Origin of the sequence: Azospirillum soli (assembly GCF_017876165.1) — a bacterium.
GTDB classification, from domain to species: domain Bacteria; phylum Pseudomonadota; class Alphaproteobacteria; order Azospirillales; family Azospirillaceae; genus Azospirillum; species Azospirillum soli.
Genome location: NZ_JAGINQ010000025.1, coordinates 35,477 through 52,816, shown reverse-complemented (window position 1 = coordinate 52,816; position 17,340 = coordinate 35,477). Strand labels below are relative to the sequence as shown.

General features: G+C 67.3%; 16 protein-coding genes. 10 read left to right on the top strand and 6 right to left on the bottom strand.

Annotated features, from left to right (window positions below; all coding sequences use genetic code 11):
- Positions 1-31 precede the first annotated feature (31 nt).
- Genes serS through J2852_RS26625 form a run of 4 tightly spaced genes read left to right on the top strand, consistent with a single transcriptional unit; the run spans position 32 to position 4,054 of the window.
- Entirely contained in the window at positions 32-1,303 is a 1,272-nt protein-coding gene (gene serS, locus J2852_RS26640) for a serine--tRNA ligase (protein WP_209881543.1), read from the top strand.
- Positions 1,303-2,085: a 5'/3'-nucleotidase SurE gene (surE, locus tag J2852_RS26635; protein WP_209881541.1), complete on the top strand. Its 783-nt coding sequence runs from the start codon at positions 1,303-1,305 to the stop codon at positions 2,083-2,085. Before serS ends, surE begins: the two co-directional genes overlap by 1 nt.
- Positions 2,082-2,747, top strand: a complete 666-nt coding sequence (locus tag J2852_RS26630; protein ID WP_209881539.1) for a protein-L-isoaspartate(D-aspartate) O-methyltransferase — start codon at positions 2,082-2,084, stop codon at positions 2,745-2,747. The genes surE and J2852_RS26630 overlap by 4 nt, the downstream gene beginning before the upstream one ends.
- Complete coding sequence (locus tag J2852_RS26625) at positions 2,744-4,054, top strand: peptidoglycan DD-metalloendopeptidase family protein (RefSeq protein WP_209881537.1); 1,311 nt, start codon at positions 2,744-2,746, stop codon at positions 4,052-4,054. Before J2852_RS26630 ends, J2852_RS26625 begins: the two co-directional genes overlap by 4 nt.
- Here J2852_RS26625 and J2852_RS26620 read toward each other — a convergent pair.
- Positions 4,011-4,871 carry an ATP-binding protein gene (locus tag J2852_RS26620; RefSeq protein WP_246500003.1) on the bottom strand — a complete coding sequence of 287 codons (861 nt, stop codon included), beginning with the start codon at positions 4,869-4,871 and terminating at the stop codon, positions 4,011-4,013. The genes J2852_RS26625 and J2852_RS26620 overlap by 44 nt on opposite strands.
- A gap of 220 nt (positions 4,872-5,091) precedes the next feature.
- On the opposite strand from J2852_RS26620, the gene yajC reads away from it, so the two are divergent.
- From yajC to J2852_RS26600, 4 genes are read left to right on the top strand one after another with little or no spacing between them, the layout of a single operon-like run.
- Positions 5,092-5,520, top strand: coding sequence for a preprotein translocase subunit YajC (yajC, locus tag J2852_RS26615; protein ID WP_246500002.1), 429 nt, complete (start codon positions 5,092-5,094; stop codon positions 5,518-5,520).
- A gap of 36 nt (positions 5,521-5,556) precedes the next feature.
- Entirely contained in the window at positions 5,557-7,155 is a 1,599-nt protein-coding gene (gene secD / locus J2852_RS26610; RefSeq protein WP_209881534.1) for a protein translocase subunit SecD, read from the top strand.
- A 13-nt stretch (positions 7,156-7,168) separates the two neighbouring features.
- The gene (gene secF, locus J2852_RS26605; protein ID WP_209881532.1) at positions 7,169-8,113 is read left to right on the top strand and encodes a protein translocase subunit SecF; all 945 of its coding nucleotides are present in this window, start codon (positions 7,169-7,171) and stop codon (positions 8,111-8,113) included.
- Between the two features lie 35 nt (positions 8,114-8,148).
- On the top strand, positions 8,149-8,526 hold the full coding sequence (locus J2852_RS26600; RefSeq protein WP_209881530.1) for an Mth938-like domain-containing protein: 378 nt from the start codon (positions 8,149-8,151) through the stop codon (positions 8,524-8,526).
- Positions 8,527-8,593: 67 nt separating this feature from the next.
- Here the strand turns inward: J2852_RS26600 and J2852_RS26595 are convergent, their stop codons facing one another.
- From J2852_RS26595 to hpnC, 4 genes are all read right to left on the bottom strand, one after another.
- The gene (locus J2852_RS26595) at positions 8,594-9,199 is read right to left on the bottom strand and encodes a superoxide dismutase (RefSeq protein WP_209881528.1); all 606 of its coding nucleotides are present in this window, start codon (positions 9,197-9,199) and stop codon (positions 8,594-8,596) included.
- Positions 9,200-9,269: 70 nt separating this feature from the next.
- Positions 9,270-10,610, bottom strand: coding sequence for a hydroxysqualene dehydroxylase HpnE (hpnE, locus tag J2852_RS26590; RefSeq protein ID WP_209881526.1), 1,341 nt, complete (start codon positions 10,608-10,610; stop codon positions 9,270-9,272).
- Positions 10,559-11,452: a presqualene diphosphate synthase HpnD gene (hpnD, locus tag J2852_RS26585; RefSeq protein ID WP_209881524.1), complete on the bottom strand. Its 894-nt coding sequence runs from the start codon at positions 11,450-11,452 to the stop codon at positions 10,559-10,561. The genes hpnE and hpnD overlap by 52 nt, the downstream gene beginning before the upstream one ends.
- Before the next feature lie 13 nt (positions 11,453-11,465).
- Positions 11,466-12,338 carry a squalene synthase HpnC gene (hpnC, locus tag J2852_RS26580; RefSeq protein WP_209881522.1) on the bottom strand — a complete coding sequence of 291 codons (873 nt, stop codon included), beginning with the start codon at positions 12,336-12,338 and terminating at the stop codon, positions 11,466-11,468.
- A 123-nt stretch (positions 12,339-12,461) separates the two neighbouring features.
- On the opposite strand from hpnC, the gene J2852_RS26575 reads away from it, so the two are divergent.
- Together J2852_RS26575 and J2852_RS26570 are read left to right on the top strand one after the other, a co-directional pair.
- Positions 12,462-13,316 (top strand): phytoene/squalene synthase family protein, encoded by an 855-nt coding sequence (locus J2852_RS26575; protein WP_209881521.1) that lies wholly within the window; start codon positions 12,462-12,464, stop codon positions 13,314-13,316.
- 392 nt (positions 13,317-13,708) lie between these two features.
- Positions 13,709-15,037: a hypothetical protein gene (locus J2852_RS26570; RefSeq protein ID WP_209881519.1), complete on the top strand. Its 1,329-nt coding sequence runs from the start codon at positions 13,709-13,711 to the stop codon at positions 15,035-15,037.
- A 101-nt stretch (positions 15,038-15,138) separates the two neighbouring features.
- Here the strand turns inward: J2852_RS26570 and J2852_RS26565 are convergent, their stop codons facing one another.
- The gene (locus J2852_RS26565; RefSeq protein WP_246500001.1) at positions 15,139-17,211 is read right to left on the bottom strand and encodes a methyl-accepting chemotaxis protein; all 2,073 of its coding nucleotides are present in this window, start codon (positions 17,209-17,211) and stop codon (positions 15,139-15,141) included.
- Positions 17,212-17,340 lie beyond the last annotated feature (129 nt).

Sequence of the window (17,340 nt, the reverse complement as noted above, 5' to 3'; positions counted from 1 at the left end):
AGCCTCCCACCAATCCGTTTCGCCGTGAGCCATGCACGACCTTCGCGCCATCCGTGAGAACCCCGATGCCTTCGACCGCGGCCTTGCCCGCCGGGGCCTGGAACCGATGTCGCCGGTGGTGCTGGACCTCGATTCGCGCCGCCGCGCCGCCCAGACTCAGGCGCAGGAGATGCTGGCCCGCCGCAACGAGGTGTCCAAGCAGGTCGGCCTCGCCAAGCGCGAGGGGCGCGACGCCCAGCCGCTGCTGGACGAGATGGCGACCCTGAAGGAGCGCCTGCCGCAGGTCGAGGATGAGGAAAAGGCGCTGGGGGCCGAGCTGGACCGCCTGCTCGCCACCATCCCGAACCTGCCGGCCGACGACGTTCCGGAAGGCCCGGACGAGACCGCCAACGTCGAGATCCGCCGTTGGGGCGAGCCGAAGGTCATCGAGAACGCCAAGCAGCATTTCGAGCTGGGCGAGGCGCTGGGCTTGATGGATTTCGAAGCGGCCGCCCGCATGTCCGGCGCGCGCTTCACCGTTCTGAAGGGGGCGCTCGCGCGGCTTGAACGCGCGCTCGCCGACTTCATGCTGGACATCCACACGGCCGAGCATGGTTACACCGAGATCGCGCCGCCGCTGATGGTCCGCGACAACGCCCTGTTCGGTACGGGCCAGCTTCCGAAGTTCGAGGAAGACCTGTTCCGCACCACCGTTTCGGACCACTACCTGATCCCGACCTCGGAAGTGCCGCTGACCAACCTCGTCAACGACCAGATCGTGGCGACGGAGGAACTGCCCTGCCGCTACACGGCGCTGACCCCCTGCTTCCGCGCCGAGGCCGGGTCGGCCGGCCGCGACACGCGCGGCATGATCCGCCAGCACCAGTTCTGGAAGGTGGAGATGGTCAGCATCACCGCCCCCGACCAGTCCGAGGCGGAGCACGAGCGCATGACCCAGTGCGCCGAGACGATCCTGCAGCGCCTCGGCCTGCCGTATCGTGTCGTGACGCTGTGCACCGGCGACATGGGCTTTTCCTCCCGCAAGACCTACGACATCGAGGTCTGGCTGCCGGGGCAGAACATGTACCGCGAGATCTCCAGCTGCTCCAACTGCGGCGACTTCCAGGCGCGCCGCATGAAGGCGCGTTGCCGGCCGAAGGGCGAGAAGCAGACGCAGTTCGTCCACACCCTCAACGGATCGGGCGTCGCGGTCGGGCGCTGCCTTATCGCGGTTCTGGAGAACTACCAGCAGCCCGACGGCTCGATCCTGGTTCCCGAAGCGCTCCGGCCCTACATGCGGGGCCTGGAGAGGATTTCCCTTTGATGTTTGAACTTCCGCTCGACCTCTCGAAGACCCGCATTCTCGTCACCAACGACGACGGCATCCACGCCCAGGGGCTGAAGGTCCTGGAGAAGATCGCCCGGTCGCTCAGCGACGACGTGTGGGTCGTGGCGCCGGAGATGGAACAGTCGGCGGCCAGCCATTCGCTGACCATCAACCGGCCGCTGCGCCTGCGCAAGCTGGACGAGAAGCGCTACACGGTGGACGGCACGCCGACCGACTGCGTGCTGCTGGCCGTCAACCACGTGATGAAGGACGCGCGCCCGACGCTCGTCCTGTCCGGCGTCAACCAGGGCTCCAACATCGGCGAGGATGTGACTTATTCGGGCACCATCGCCGCCGCCATGGAGGCGACGCTGCTCGGCGTGCCGGCCATCGCGCTCAGCCAGCATTACGACAACGGCAACCCCATCGACTGGTCGACGGCCGAGGCGTGGGGCGCCGACGTGGTCCGCAAGGCGGTCACCGTCGCCTGGCCGAAGAACGTGCTGCTGAACGTCAACTTCCCGGCCCGCAAGGCCGAGGAGGTGACCGGCATCCAAGTGGTCCGCCACGGCAAGCGCAAGATCGGCGACGAGCTGCTGGAACGCGTGGATCCGCGCGGCAAGCCATACATCTGGATCGGCACGCTGCGCGGGGAGGCCGATGTGGCTCCCGATACCGACATTCATGTGGTATTCTCGGGTGGCATCTCGGTGACGCCGATCTATCTCGACCTGACGCACACCCCGACGCTCCAGACGCTCAGACAGGCCTTTGCGTGACAGTCAATGCGCGTAAGATCCGTTTGCTGATGGCGTTGCGCCGCAACGGCGTGACCGACACCCAGGTTTTGGCCGCCATCGAACGGATACCGCGCGACCTGTTTGTCCCCGACGCCTTCCAGGATCAGGCTTGGGAGGATACGGCTTTGCCCATTGATCTCGGCCAGACGATCAGCCAGCCGCTGATCGTCGCCCTGATGACCCAGGCGCTGGAACTGAGCGACCGGCAGAAGGTGCTGGAGATCGGCACCGGCTCCGGCTATCAGGCGGCGATCCTGTCGCGGCTGGTCCGGCGCGTCTACACGGTGGAACGGCTGAAGCCCCTGCTGGACGAGGCGGAGAAGCGTTTCCAGGCGCTTCGCCTGCACAACATCACGACGCGGCACGGCGACGGAACCAAGGGCTGGCCGGAGCAGGCGCCGTTCGAGCGCATACTGGTCACGGCCGCCGGTGGGCCGGACGCGCCAAAGGACTTGACGGATCAGCTCGCCGTTGGTGGTGTCATGGTCATCCCGTTGGGTGGGGGCTACCGCGAAGAGCGGGTGGTCCGCATCCGGCGGACCGAAACCGGTCTCACTCGGGAGGATCTGTGGCCCGTCCGCTTCGTACCGTTGCTGTCCGACCCGCCGTCCGAAACGGATCAGCCGGCCCGTTCGGCGTGAACGGCCGGCTGCTGTTCGCGGCGCTTCTGCTGCTGCCACTCGCGACCGCCTGCCAGCGCACCGGCGCTCCGGCCCCCGTCACCAACGTGGGCGTGTCGCCGGATTCGGTCGGCGGCGCCATCATCGTCACGCGCGGCGACACCGCCTACACGCTGTCGCGCCGCTACAACGTGCCGCTGCGCGACCTCATCGAGGTCAACCGGCTGACCCCGCCCTACACGCTGGAGATCGGGCAGCGTCTGGTTCTGCCCGGCACGCGCCAGTATGTCGTCCAGAGGAACGATACGCTCTACGGCATCTCGCGCATGTTCAACGTGGATCAGAGCGAGCTGACCCGCATCAACAATATGAGCCCGCCCTACGCGGTGCAGGTCGGGCAGCCCCTGCGCCTGCCGGGTGGAAACACCTCCGGCGGTGCCATCGCGGTGGCCGGGGCTTCCCCGTCCACGGCGTCTTCCGCCGGTCCGGTGGTGATGACCGCGCCGGCCAAGCAGGTGACGCGCGGGTCCGTCCAGGCGACGGAGCTTCCGCCACCCTCCGCCGCCCCCGCGTCGGCGCCTTCGTCCGCTCCGGGATCGTCCGTTTCGGGGCCGGCCTCCACCGTGACCGTGCCGGTCCCCTCGGCCAAGCCAAGCATCGTCGCGGAAGTGGTACCGGCCGCGCCGGCAGCCCCCGGTGGCGTCTACCAGCCGGGGCAGGCCCCGACCTCGCTCCGCCTGCCGGGGCAGAAGCCCTCCATCGCGGCGGAACCGATTCCCGCCCCGGCGCCAACGTCAACCCCAGCTCCAGCCCAGACTTCCGCCGCCGCGCCGACTCCGCCCGCGCAGGAGGTGGCCGCCGTCACCCCGCCCAAACCCGACGCCAACCCGCCACCGCGCGGGGCCGGGCGCTTCCTGTGGCCGGTGAAGGGCAAGTTGATCTCGGCCTACGGGCCGAAGCCGGACGGGATGCACAACGACGGCCTGAACATCGCCGCTGCCAAGGGCACGGCCGTGGTCGCCGCCGACAACGGCGTGGTCGCCTACGCCGGCAACGAACTGCGCGGATTCGGCAACCTGCTGCTGGTCAAGCACGCGGACGGCTTCATCACCGCCTACGCCCACCTCGACCGCATCGACGTGGAGCGCGGGGCGAAGGTGAAGCGCGGGCAGGCCATCGGCACGGTCGGGCAGACCGGATCGGTGACCAGCCCGCAGCTGCATTTCGAGCTGCGCAAGGGCTCCCAGGCCGTGGATCCTCGCGACCAGATGGAGCCCGCGCGGGTCAGCGAAGCGGTTTCTCCAGGCGGCCGGCAAGGTCCTGGATGAACTGCCAGGCGACGCGGCCGGACCGGCTGCCGCGCGTCACCGACCATTCCACGGCCTCGGCGTGCAGCTGCTCGACCGGGACGTCGAGGCCGAAGCGCTTGGCGTAGCCCTCGATCATCGCGAAGTAGGTCGGCTGGTCGCAGTTGTGGAAGCCCAGCCACAGGCCGAAGCGGTCGGACAGGGAGACCTTCTCCTCCACCGCCTCGGCCGGGTTGATGGCGGTGGAGCGCTCGTTCTCGATCATGTCGCGCGGCATCAGGTGACGGCGGTTGGAGGTGGCGTAGAACACCACATTTTCCGGCCGACCCTCGATTCCGCCCTCCAGCACGGCCTTCAGCGACTTGTAGTGCGCGTCGTCATGATCGAAGGACAGATCGTCGCAGAACAGGATGAAGCGGCGCGGCTTGTCCTTCAGGCGGCCCAGCAGGCGGGGCAGGGTGGGGATGTCCTCGCGGTGGATCTCCACTAGGGCCAGCGCGCCGGGATTCTCCTGGGCCACGGCCGCGTGCACCGACTTCACCAGCGAGCTTTTGCCCATGCCGCGCGAGCCCCACAGCAGCGCGTTGTTCGCCGGCAGGCCGCCGGCGAAACGCTGGGTGTTGTCCAGCAGGATGTCGCGCTGGCGTTCCACGCCCTGGAGCAGGCCGATCTCAACCCGGTTCACAACGGGCACCGGCTCCAGCCGGTCGGGGTCGGCGTGCCAGACGAAGGCGTCGGCGGCAGCGAGGTCGATCGGGGTCTGAGTGGGCGGGGCCAGTCGCTCCAGCGCCTCGGCGATACGGGTGAGCAGCGGCAGCAGTTGGGTGTCGATCGTCATGGCACTCGTCATGGCTTTCCAGGCTTCACGCAAATTTTCATGGAAACGGGCCGCTGGCACGGCCATTTTTTCGTCGCAAGCGCACGGTATCACATGAGGGCACCGGCACAAGCGGCCGCCCCTTTTTCCGTATCCCGTTGCATCACGGGCGCGGCCCGTTATAGTCGCGGCGTCCCGAAGCGCAGGAAGGCGCTGCGGGACCAACCACAAGGAGCTCCAGATGTTCGTCTCGACGGCCTATGCACAGACCGCCGCGCCCGCCGCCGGTGGCGCCGACATGATCGTGCAGTTTCTGCCGCTGATTCTGATCTTTGTCGTCTTCTACTTCCTGCTGATCCGTCCGCAGCAGAAGAAGATGAAGGAGCACAAGGCGATGCTGGAATCGATCCGCCGCGGCGACCGCGTCGTGACGGGCGGCGGCATCATCGGCATCGTCACCAAGGTTGGCCCGGAGGACGAGCTGCAGGTCGAGATCGCCGAGAACGTGCGCGTGCGCTGCCTGCGCTCGACCGTGAACCTCGTGCTCGCCAAGACCGAGCCGGCCGGCGGCAAGGGGAGCACGGGCGGCGGCACCGGCGGCACCACCACGACGGACAAGACGGCCCAGGATGAGAAGGCCGACGAAGCCAAGGTTGCGGGCCGCAAGTAACGGCGACCCACGGTAGCGAACGGGACTGGTTGACGTATGCTGTATTTTCCGCGTTGGAAGATTTACCTGATCATCGCGATCTGCGTGCTCGGGACCATTCTCACGCTGCCGAACTTCTTCAGCCGCGAGACCTTGTCGAGTCTGCCGGCGTGGTACGGCAACAGCCGAATCCACCTCGGCCTCGACCTGCGCGGCGGCTCCCACCTGCTGCTCGAAGTGGACATGGGCGCGGTCATCCGTGACCGCGTCGACGGGCTGGTCGATTCGGCCCGCACCGCGCTGCGCACCGCCAACGTCGGCTACACCGCCATCAACCCCGGCGAGCGCGGCATCACCGTGCAGCTGCGCGACCCGGCGCAGGCCGAGGACGCGGCGAAGGCCCTGCGCGGGCTTGCCAACCGCGTCGGTGGCGGCGCGCTGGGTGGCGGTCAGCCGGATCTCGACGTGACGGTCAACGGCACCACGATCGCCGCTACCTTGAGCGAGGCCGCGCTGCGCGACCGCGCCACCCAGGCGGTGGAGCAGTCCATCGAGATTGTGCGCCGCCGAATCGACGAGACCGGCGTCAACGAGCCGACCATCGCCCGCCAGGGCACCGACCGCATCCTGGTCCAGTTGCCCGGCGTCGAGGACCCCGACCGCGTGAAGCGCCTGCTGGGCACCACCGCCAAGATGACCTTCCGGCTGGTGGACATGAACGCCGACCCGACCACGGGCCGCGCCCCTCCGGGCTCGGAAGTGCTGCCGTCGGTGGAAGGCGGGCGCAACCAGACCGCCTACGTCGTCCGCAAGAAGGTCGAGGTGGACGGCGCCAACCTGAAGAACGCCACCGCCGGCACCAACCCGCAGACCGGCGAGTGGGTGGTCAATTTCGAATTCGACGGCGTCGGCGCCCGCCGCTTCGCCGACATCACCAAGACCAACGTCGGCCGGCCCTTCGCCATCGTGCTCGACAACAAGGTCATCAGCGCACCGGTGATCCGCGAACCGATCACCGGCGGCCGTGGCCAGATCAGCGGCAGCTTCAACGCCGCCAGCGCCAACGACCTCGCCGTTCTGCTGCGCGCGGGCGCCCTGCCGGCGCCGCTGAAGGTGATCGAGGAGCGGACCGTCGGCCCCGACCTCGGCGCCGATTCGATCCGTGCCGGCCTGATCTCGGTGGTGGTTGGCTTCGTCGCAGTCTGCGTCTACATGATCGCGGCCTACGGCCTGTTCGGCTCCTTCGCCTGCTTCGCCCTGCTGATCAACATCGTGCTGACGGTGGCGGCCCTGTCGATGCTCCAGGCCACGCTGACGTTGCCGGGCATCGCCGGCATCCTGCTGTCGCTGGGCCTGTCGGTGGACGCCAACATCCTCATCAACGAGCGCATCCGCGAGGAGACGAGGAAGGGCCGTGGCGTCTTCGGGTCGCTGGAGGCCGGCTTCACCCGTGCCTACTCGACCATCATCGACTCGAACCTGACGACGGTCATCAAGATGGCGCTGCTGTTCATCTTCGGCACCGGCGCCATCAAGGGCTTCTCCGTCACCATCACCTTCGGCATCCTGATTTCGCTGTTCACCGCGACCGTGCTCGTGCGTCTCATGATGGTCAGTTGGCTGCGCCAGTCGCGGCCGGCGGCCCTGCCGGTCTGAGGAGGCTTCTTCCATGTTCCGGCTTCGTCTGGTTCCCGACGACACCAAGATCCCGTTCATGCGCGGCCGCCACGCCGGCCTGATCGTGTCGGCGCTGCTGTCGATCGCCTCGGTGGTCCTGTTCTTCTATCCGGGCCTCAACTACGGCATCGACTTCCGGGGCGGCATCGTCATCGAGGCGCGCACCCCGGCCCCGGCCGATTTCGGCCAGCTGCGCCACACGCTGAACGCGCTGAACATGGGGCAGGTCGCGCTGCAGGAGTTCGGCTCGCCCCAGGACGTGCTGATCCGTTTGGAACGCCAGCCCGGCGACGACGCGGCCCAGCAGGTGGCGGCCGACAAGGTGCGCGCCACGCTCGCCAAGGAAATTCCCGGCACCACCGTGCGCCGCGTGGAGGCCGTGGGCGCCTCGGTCAGCAGTGAACTGTTCTTCAACGGCATGCTGGCGCTCGGCCTCGCCGCGGTGGCGATGCTCATCTACATCTGGTTCCGGTTCGAGTGGCAGTTCGGCGTCGGCGCGGTCGTCACCATGCTGCTCGACGTGACCAAGATCGTTGGCTTCTACGCGGTCACCGGCATGCAGTTCAATCTGACGGCGATCGCGGCGATCCTGACGATCATGGGTTACTCGATCAACGACAAGGTCGTCGTGTATGACCGCATGCGCGAAAACCTGCGCATCTACAAGAAGATGCCGCTGCGCGAGCTGATCGATCGGTCGATCAACGAGACGCTGAACCGCACGTTGGGCACCTCCATGTGCACGCTGCTGTCGATCATTCCGCTGGCGCTGTTCGGCGGCGAGGCGTTGCAGGACTTCGGCCTCGTGCTGATCTTCGGCATCTTCCTGGCGACCTCCTCGTCGATCTTCATCGCCGCCCCCATCTTGTTGTTCCTGGGCGAGAACCGGCTGCGCCGTGGCGCCCCGGTCGAGGCGGCCCCGGCCGCAACGCCCTGAACCACAGGGCTTTGAACGGCAAGGGATACGGGTAAATGGCGGACATCACGCCGATCATCCCGTCGGACCGGCAGGTCATCGACGGGTATGGGGATGGACAGTTCTGTGTGTCGGGGCAGTGGCGGACCGGTTCGGTCATCGTGCTGCCCGACCGCACGGAGCCCTGGGAGGCAACCGACTTCGCCACCCTCACCGTGGAGCATTTCGTCCAGGTGATCGGGGCGGAGCCCAAGGTGGAGCTGCTGCTGCTGGGTTCCGGCGCAAAGATGCAGCTGATGCCTAAGGCTCTTAGGCAAGGGTTGCGCGACGCTGGCCTGGTGGTCGAAGTGATGGACACGGGTGCTGCCTGCCGCACCTACAACGTCCTTCTCGCTGAGGCGCGGCGGGTGGCTGCGGCGCTGCTGCCGATCTGATCTGGAAGCACACCAACAAAAAAGGACCCCTTTCGGGGTCCTTTTCGTTTTGGTGACCTGATAAGGATCAGGCCGGGGCCTTGGACAGGCGCTCGGCGACGAACTCCCAGTTCACCAGGCTCTCCAGGAACGCCTTCACGAAGTCCGCGCGGCGGTTCTGGTAATCGACGTAGTAGGCATGCTCCCACACGTCGGCGGTCAGCAGCGGGAAGAGGCCCTTGGCCAGCGGGGTGTCGGCGTTCGCGGTCTTGGTGACCTTCAGCTTGCCACCCTCAACGTACAGCCACGCCCAGCCCGAGCCGAACTGCGTGATGGCGGCGTTCGAGAACTCTTCCTTGAACTTGTCCACGCTGCCGAAATCGGCGATCAGCCGCTTCTCCAACTCACCCGGAATGGCGCCGCCGCCGTTCTTCTTCATGCTCTGCCAGTAAAAGGTGTGGTTCCACACCTGACCGGCGTTGTTGAAGATGCCCTGCTTGGCCGGGTCGCCGTAGCTCTGCTGGACCACGTCCTCAAGGCTGGCGTTGGCGAGCGGGGTGTCCTTCGTCAGGTTGTTCAGGTTCGTGACGTAGGTCTGGTGGTGCTTGTCGTGGTGCAGGTGGAGCGTCTGCGACGACATGAACGGCTCCAGAGCATCGTACGCGTACGGGAGCGGCGGAAGTTCGAACGCCATTTGAGTCACCCTCTCTTCTTTGAATGTCCCTTCTCGGGCCGAGCCTTGACGGCGCAGCGCCTCCGTTGGCTCAAATAGGCCTGCGGCGCAACAAAGTGAAGGCCGGAAAAAGGCCGAGCCGCGCAAAAGTGTTAAACCTCGGGGAAAGGATGGCTTCCGCCGCCCGCTCTCCCGAGCGTACGGCCCCTTCCAACGTGGCTGGCAGCCCCGTTTCCGTCCAATCGCCGGCGAGCACGAGATTGCTGAAGGCCGTGCGTGGGCCGGGGCGTTTGGCCGCGTGTTCGGGCGCCTGATCGGGCGTGGCGCGCTTTTCTTTGACGACTCGGAAGGGCGGTGGGGAAGCGGTCAGGCTCAATGCGCGCGCGACATCGGCCCACAGACGCGCGGCGATGAGGTCGGCTGGCTGTTCGGCCAGGGCATCGGCGTCGCTGACGGTCACGGACACGATGTTTCCTCGGCCGAACAGCCATTCGGCCGTGCCGCCGATCAGACCAAGGAAGGACAGGGCGGGGGCTTGGTCCAGCCGGAAATGGGCGTTGACGATGGCCCGGCCGGGCGGTGGGGCGGTCAGGCCGGGCACGAGTTTTTCGGCGATCCAGGCTGGCACGGCGAGGATGACCGAATCGCCTTCCGCCAGTTCCACGCGGGTGCCGGCGACGGACAGGGCCGCGACGCGGCCGCCCACCGTCTCCAGGCCGTCCAACCGCGCGCCGAACCGGATACTGACGCCTCGCTGTTCAAGCCATGCCAGGGACGGTTCCACGAAGGCGGTCGACAGGCCGTGCTCCGCGATCAGGGGGCGGCAGGCCGCCTCGCCGCGCAGAAGGGTTTCCCGAAGCACCGAGCCGAACAGGCGGGCGGACACGCGATTTGGCGCGCCGTTCATGACCGACACGGCGAGGGGGTGCCACAGCCGCTCGTACAGCGGGCCGGTCGGCGGCAGAACGTCGGCGACCGTCGCGTCGGGCCGCGCGACGACGGCTTTCAATGCGGTCAGGTAATCGGCCGGCCGGCTGTCGGGCACACGGCGCGCCGGATCGAACAGCCAGAGTCCGCCGGGGCGGAGCGTCCAGCGCTCGCCGGATCGCAGGTCGAGGAATGGAAAGGTCGCCGGGCGCAACTCGGTCAGGCGATCGCGGGCGCCGATCCGGTCCAGGTAGCCGAGCAGGGACCGGTTACCGCTCAGCACCAGATGGCTTCCGTTGTCCACGGTGCAGCCGAGCGTCGAATCGAAGAAGGACCGGCAGCGCCCGCCCGCCTGCGGCGCGCTCTCATACAGAACGACACTCTGGCCGGCGGCGGTCAGGCGGGTCGCGGCGGCAAGGCCGGCCAGACCGGTGCCGACGATGTGGATCGTGTTCACAACGCTGGAGGATAGCCGAGCGCGCAGCGCATCGCCACCCAGGCGCATTCACGCTTGCCCACGCGCACGCGCCCGTTCAGGTCGCGCCAGCCCCGCGCGCGCAGCCGGACCAGGACACGGTGGTACAGCACCATCATGGCGACCGCCGCCCACAGGGAGCCGCGCCGGCTGCAATCCACCGCACGCCGCGCCTCGGCGAATCGGGCCTCGGCGAGATCGGCCAGGGCTTCGCAGGCGATGGGCAGGTTGGGGTGGGCCAGCACGGCGTCGGGATCGGACGTGCCGATGCCGGCCTCGTCCAGCAACTCGCGGGGCAGGTAGAGCCGGCCGAGCTGGGCGTCCTCGGCCAGATCGCGCAGGATGTTGGTCAGTTGCAACGCCTCCCCCAGTGCCAGGGCGAAGGCTTCGGTGGAGGCGTCGGCCCGGTCAAAGACGCGGATCGCCAGCATGCCGACGGCCCCGGCTACCCGCCGGCAATAGAGCCGCAGGGTGGGCAGGGCGGGGGCCTGCATGCCGACGCCGGAATCCCCTGGAATGTCCATAGCCATGCCGTCGATCAGCGCTTCCAGCTCGCCGCGCGGCAGGCCGTAACGCTCGATGGCGCCTTTCAGGGCAGCGGCGAGCGAACTGGTCGGCGCGCCCCCGCCGTAGAGGCTGCGAATCTCCCGCCGCCACTCGTCGAGCGCGGCGCGCTTGTCCGCCGGGGCGCCGGGTTCGTCGGCGATGTCGTCGATCCGGCGGCAGAAGGCGTAGATGGCGAACATCGCCGCGCGCTTGGACCGCGGCAACAGCAGCATGGGCCAGTAGAAGGTGCTGCCGGAACGCTCCGCCACCGCCGCCGGCGTGTCGGCGGACTCCGTCGATGCCGAATCCAGCAGCGGCTGCGTCATGCTTCTTCCCTGTCTATTTGGCTCCAAGGCCACGGGCCAACCCACGCGCCACGGCGAGCATCTTGTGATGAGCGCCCAGCGCCACCCGCTTCTTCATGGGATCGCGCACCCGGAGCCGTTGCGCAAGCGATTCCGCAAGGCTGAGGATCACGGCGGCCTCCATGCGCAGGCCACGGTGCTGGATCAGGCCGGGCAGGGGGGCGGCCCGCTCCAGAAGGCGATCGGTGTGCTCCAGCGTGCGGTCGAAGATGGCGCGCAGCTTGGCGTCGGCCTGCGGCTCGACCAGACGTTCCACGCTGATGCCGGCCTCCTCGAACCAGGCCAGGGGGATGTAGCAGCGCCCCAGTTCCAGCCAGTCGTCCCGGCAGTCCTGAAGATGGTTGAGCACCTGAAGGGCCGAGCACAGCGCGTCCGCCGCCGGACCGGCCGCGACGCCCTCGCCGTGCAGGTCGAGCAGGTAGCGCCCGACCGGGTTGGCCGAGAAGCGGCAGTAGAGCAGAAGGTCGCTCCAGGTGTGGCAGCGCGCGCCCACCGCGTCGCGCCGGAAGGCGCGCAGGACCTGACGGGCGTGGCGGTCGCTGACCCCGGTGGTCTGAAGGCTGGCGCGCAGGTCGAGCGCGGGCTTCAGGTAGGCGTGCTTCGCCTGACCGGAGGTGAGCGCGCGTTCCAGCGCCTCCAAATAGGCCAGCTTGGTTTCGGGTTCGAGATCCGGGTCGTCGGCGATATCGTCGGCCAGACGCACGAACCGGTAGAAGGCCATCACATGCGGGCGCAGGTGCTTCGGCAGCAGGCGCGACGCTACGGGGAAGTTTTCCGATCCGGCGTCCTTGCGGGCGATCGGGCCGGGCTTGCGGGGCTTGGTGGGGGCGACGTTGAAATCGGCCATGAGTTTCCGTGCCTGCTGCGCGTCGGGGCTGGCGTGGAGAGCTTGTCTGCCTAATATAAGGCGCGGCCGGCTTTTGCCCCGGTCCCAAACCGTTCCACCCCCATTTTTCCCAACAGGCATCACATGGCGAAGGCGACACCCGACCTGTCCTATTCCGGACAGGAGGTGCGGAAATATGACAATGACCGCTTTCTGACCAGCCTGTTCGCTCCGGCCGAACGGCGCGAGGCGCTGTTCGCGCTGTACGCCTTCAACCTGGAGATCGCCAAGACCCGCGAGGTGGTGACCGAACCGGTGCTGGGCCAGATGCGTCTGCAATTCTGGCGCGACGGCGTCGAGGCGGTCTACGAGGGCGGGCCGGTGCCCAAGCACGCGGTCATGGAGCCGCTGGCCGCCGCCGCGAAGGAGCATGGGCTGAGCCGCGCCCATTTCGACCGGCTGATCGACGCGCGCGAGGCCGATCTGGACGACAGCCCGCCGGCCAATCTGGAATGCCTGGTGAACTACGCCGAGGTAACGGGCGCTCCCTTGATTCATTTGGCGCTGGAGGTGCTGGGCGTGCGCGACGAGGCGGCGCAGCGCGCCGGGCGCCATGTGGGCATCGCCTACGCACTGACCGGCATCCTGCGCGCCGTGCCCTTCCACGCGCGCCACCATCGCCAGCTGCTTCCCGACGACCGGATGCGGGCGCACGGGGCCAAGCCGGGCGACCTGTTCGAACTGCGCTCCACGCCGGAGCTGCGCCCGGTGATCCGGGACGTGGGGGAGGCCGCGCGGGAGCATCTCTCGCAAGCCCGCGCGCTGCGGCGCGAGGTGCCCAAGGCGGCCCTGCCCGCCCTGCTGCCGGCGGTGCTGGCCGACACCTATCTGGACGTGATCGCCAAGGAGGGACACGACGTGTTCGCTCCGCGCGTCATGATGCCCAACCCCTTCCGGCAGGCGAAGCTCGGCTGGGCGGCGGTGCGTGGCCGGTATTGAGGGTGTTTGAAAAAACAAATCTGCGCGTTCTGCGTGTACCCTGTTCGCGCTGCTGATTTCGGTGTATGTTGGTGGCTGATTGCTTGCCTTGCGGACGATCAGGAAGGACCGTCGACGCCATGCCGCCACGCCCTCCCGCCAGACCGTTACCCCATCCAGCGCCCCCTCAAGCGCCTGGACGCCCAGCCCAGGTCGGCCCGTCGCATGCACCCGTCCGGTGGACCCCGACCGCACAGGCCGGTCAGCCGGTGCAGGCGAAACCCCTGCCGGGGCGGTCGGTCCATCAAGCGGCACAGGCTCGTCCCAACGCGATGACTCCGAGCACCGCATTGGCATCGTCCCTTCCGTCGCGGATGTCGCCACCAGTTCCCCCGGCTCCGTCCGGCCACGGCGTGGTGCAGCCTTATTTCACCATCGGCCGGGGCAAGGTTTACGTCGGCCGGGGGCCGAAGAAGGGAAAGGCGCCCTACGCGGTCATCGACAAGGAGGGGGCGTTCGTCAGTCAGGTCGCTTACGCAGGCAATTTTCTGGAATCGTCCGCCAAGGATGCAGAGGCGAACCTCCATTTCGCCAGAACGACCGCGCTGAGGGTCTCGGACGATGGTCAGATTGCCATCGAGGACAGCACTCTCGTCAAACTTCAGCCGAAAACCTTCTTCGCGACCGACGCCGTGCTGGCGGCCTCGCAGCAGGGTATGACGAATTCAGCCTACAGGCTCGTCAAGAACGGGCGGACGCTGAAAGTTGTGACCCAGCAGGGCGTGGAGAAGACGCTCAAGGGCGTCTATCCACAGCCGAAGGGCGGCAAGACGCCGAAAGCGTACAGGGCGCGCATGCCCCAGAATTGCAACAACATCTCCGGCATGGTGACCAGCGGGAACAATGGAGCCACGACGGGAAGAATGGTCCCGAATGGCGCGGACGAACTGGCCAGCTTTGCTGCCTATGCTGAAAACCGGCGTGAGCACGTTTCGCCCACCCAGGCCTCCGATGTGCAATTCCAAATCGCCGAGCTGGTCGCCACCCTGATGGGTGGGCAGGCCAGCAATGTCGTCGGCCTTGCCGACATAGAATTGGGCGAAGACATGCACAGACGGCGGCGGGCCATCATCGATCGGGTGGCCGTCGAATATGCGAATGCGCTGAGAGGCGGCGGGCAGGGGCTAAATGCCCATTTGCGCCGGCTGCGTCTCAACCAGCATGCCGCGCCGGATGTTGGCGAAGCGTTCGTCACGCTGTCCATCGCCGCAGAGGGGGCGAACGGCAAGGTGCAGGACCTTGCAAGCGGGCGATCGTTCACACCCCGGTGGTCCTATCACTTCGGCGGCGTCGTGGCGAAAAGCGGCAACGACGTCGTGACGTTGGAGAACTACGCGCGGGGCGCGGACGGCGATCCCGTGGGAAACGCCAGTTCCGATCCGCGCTGGTATTTCCAGATGTATGGCCTCAAGCGTGGGCAGAGCTTCCATGAGGCGCAAGTCGCGAGCGGCGGATTCGCCAATCCGATAACGATGACTTTGCGCTCACCCGACGCGGTGAGGGGCATTTACAACAACAGGGTGGCAGAAGCCCAAGCCCAAGCGCGGCGTAGAGCCGCGTTCAACCGCAGGGTCAAGGTTGGAGCCACCGCCGTGGCGGTTGGCCTGCTCGCGGTCACGGTCAGCGTGATGGAGGCCTGGAGTTACACCAACCTGCGTTCGAAGCTGCCCGGCTGGGTCTGACATCGAAGGCGTTTGATGGCTTCCACCAAACGCCTTCGATTGAAACCCGGCCACGCACTCCGCCGGTCCTGTCCGGCCCCGACCGGGGTTGCGCAGCGGCTTTACCCCGCGCGGATGGTCGCTACGAAGCGTTCGACCTCGCTCTGCAACTGGTCGGCCTGACGGGTCAGCTCGGCCGCCGCGTCCAGTGCCTGCCCGGCCATGGCGCCGGTGGAGCCGGCCGCCTTGGTCACGCCGACAATGTTGGCCGACACGTCGTGGGTGCCGGTCGCCGCCTGCTGGACGTTGCGGCTGATTTCCCGGGTGGCGGCACCCTGTTCCTCAGCCGCCGCGGCGATGGCGGTGATGGTTTCGTTGATGCTGACGATGGTGTGGCCGATGGCCTGGATGGCGCTGACCACGTTGGTGCTGACCGTCTGCATGTCGGCGATTTGGGCCGAGATCTCCTCGGTCGCCCGAGCGGTCTGGTTGGCGAGGTTCTTGACCTCCGACGCCACGACGGCAAAGCCCTTGCCCATCTCGCCGGCCCGCGCCGCCTCGATGGTGGCGTTCAGCGCCAGCAGGTTGGTCTGCCCCGCGATGCCCTGGATCAGGCTGACCACGTCGCCGATCTTCTGGGCGGCGGCGGCGAGGCCTTCCACGGTGACGTTGGTCCGCTCCACTTCACCGACCGCGTCGGTCGCCATGCGGGACGAGTGGCTGATCCGTTCGTTGATCTCGCTGATCGAGCAGGACAACTCTTCGGTCGCGGCGGCCACGGTCTGCACGTTGGCGCTGGCCTCGTCGGCGGCGGCTGCAACCGCCACGGCCTGACGGTCGGTCTGCTCGGCGATGGAGGACAGCCCCTGCGCGTTGGAGCGCATCTGGTTCGCCTGGACCGAGACGTTGCGGACGACGCCGCCGACCGTCGCTTCGAAGCGGTCGGCGACCTCCGCCAGTTCGCGCTTGCGGCGTTCGGCGGCGCGAACCTCCTCGCGGTGGCGCTCCTCCTCCATCTCGGCGAGGCGGGCGTTGTTCTCCTGGAACAGCTTCAGCGCCTTGTTGATGGAGCCGATCTCGTCGGCGCGGTCCAGATCGGTGATCGCGACGCCGCGATTGCCCGAGGTGACCGCGTTCAGCGTCGCGATGGTCCGCTGAAGCGGCTTGCCGATCACCTGCCGGCTGGCGATCCACAGCGACGCGAGCAGCACGGCCAGAAGGGCGAGCCCGCCGGCGATGGTGAGATTGCGCAAGCCGATCACCGGCGCTTCGACCTTGTCGAGCGGCAGGTTGACCAGAATGGACCAGGGCGTTCCGCTGGTGCCGATGAGCACCGGGATGAACAGCTGCTTCACCTCCGTCCCAAGGCTGGCCGAGACGGAGAAATGCTCGAACGGCTTGCCTTCGCGCACGGCGGCCTTGGCGGCTTCCAGGCGGGCGTTGGTCTTCTCGATGGGTTTCCCCAGATGGTCGGCGTTGGAGTAGGCGGCCCAGACGCCCTGGTTGGAGATCAGGAAGACGGAGCCTGTTTCGAACGGCCGCACCGTCTTCAGCATGGACCAGATGCCGTCGGTGGACACGTCCACGCCGGCGTTGCCGATGAAACGGCCGTTCTCGATGATCGGAACGACCATGGAGACCATCAGCACCTTCTTGCCGGCGACCTCGTAGGAGTAGGGCTCAACGACCACCTCGCGCTTGGTGCGCTTGGACAGCTGGTAATAGGCACCGTCGGCGCCGGAATCGTCATAGCCGACGAGCGACTCCAGAGCGACCGCTCCCGAGCCGCGATTCCAGTAGGGCAGGAAACGCCCGGTCTTGTCCGATCCCGGAGTGCTGACGAAGTCGGCGTCGCGGCCATCGAGCGCGTTGGGCTCCATCCCCACCCACACGCCGAGAATCTGCGGATTCGCCTCGGCGATCCCCTTCAGCCAGGCGTTCAGCGTGTTGCGGTCGGTCAACCCCGCAGCCTTCAGGCTGACCAGGGACGATGCGATGAACCGGCTGGTGTCCATGGCGTCGTTCAACTGGCGCTGCACCAACTCGGCGTAGCGATGGCCGATCTCGTCGCCCTCGCGGAAGGCGACCGTCTCGATCTCCGAACCGCTTTTGGCCGTGATGGCGACGATGCCGGCCGACAGGCCGACGATGGTGACCAAGGCGATGACCAGCAGCAGCTTGGTCACCAGAGACATCGACTTCAACATTCCCCCACCCTGGCGAAACATGTGTTCGTTGGTTGGGGGAGTGTTCCCGAGGAACCGTTAACGAAAGTTGTATGGACTCTTTACCAAGGGTGTGACAAACGCACTCACCTTCTCACT

Excerpts from the sequence above, each read along its gene's own strand:
- J2852_RS26600 (WP_209881530.1), top strand. The coding sequence starts at position 8,149 with ATGGCGGACATCACGCCGATCATCCCGTCGGACCGGCAGGTCATCGAC.
- hpnD (WP_209881524.1), bottom strand. The coding sequence starts at position 11,452 with ATGACGCAGCCGCTGCTGGATTCGGCATCGACGGAGTCCGCCGACACG.
- secF (WP_209881532.1), top strand. The coding sequence starts at position 7,169 with ATGTTCCGGCTTCGTCTGGTTCCCGACGACACCAAGATCCCGTTCATG.
- J2852_RS26575 (WP_209881521.1), top strand. The coding sequence starts at position 12,462 with ATGGCGAAGGCGACACCCGACCTGTCCTATTCCGGACAGGAGGTGCGG.
- J2852_RS26565 (WP_246500001.1), bottom strand. The coding sequence starts at position 17,211 with ATGTCTCTGGTGACCAAGCTGCTGCTGGTCATCGCCTTGGTCACCATC.
- yajC (WP_246500002.1), top strand. The coding sequence starts at position 5,092 with ATGTTCGTCTCGACGGCCTATGCACAGACCGCCGCGCCCGCCGCCGGT.
- hpnE (WP_209881526.1), bottom strand. The coding sequence starts at position 10,610 with ATGCGCCTGGGTGGCGATGCGCTGCGCGCTCGGCTATCCTCCAGCGTT.
- surE (WP_209881541.1), top strand. The coding sequence starts at position 1,303 with ATGTTTGAACTTCCGCTCGACCTCTCGAAGACCCGCATTCTCGTCACC.
- J2852_RS26595 (WP_209881528.1), bottom strand. The coding sequence starts at position 9,199 with ATGGCGTTCGAACTTCCGCCGCTCCCGTACGCGTACGATGCTCTGGAG.
- hpnC (WP_209881522.1), bottom strand. The coding sequence starts at position 12,338 with ATGGCCGATTTCAACGTCGCCCCCACCAAGCCCCGCAAGCCCGGCCCG.
- serS (WP_209881543.1), top strand. The coding sequence starts at position 32 with ATGCACGACCTTCGCGCCATCCGTGAGAACCCCGATGCCTTCGACCGC.
- J2852_RS26620 (WP_246500003.1), bottom strand. The coding sequence starts at position 4,871 with ATGACGATCGACACCCAACTGCTGCCGCTGCTCACCCGTATCGCCGAG.
- secD (WP_209881534.1), top strand. The coding sequence starts at position 5,557 with ATGCTGTATTTTCCGCGTTGGAAGATTTACCTGATCATCGCGATCTGC.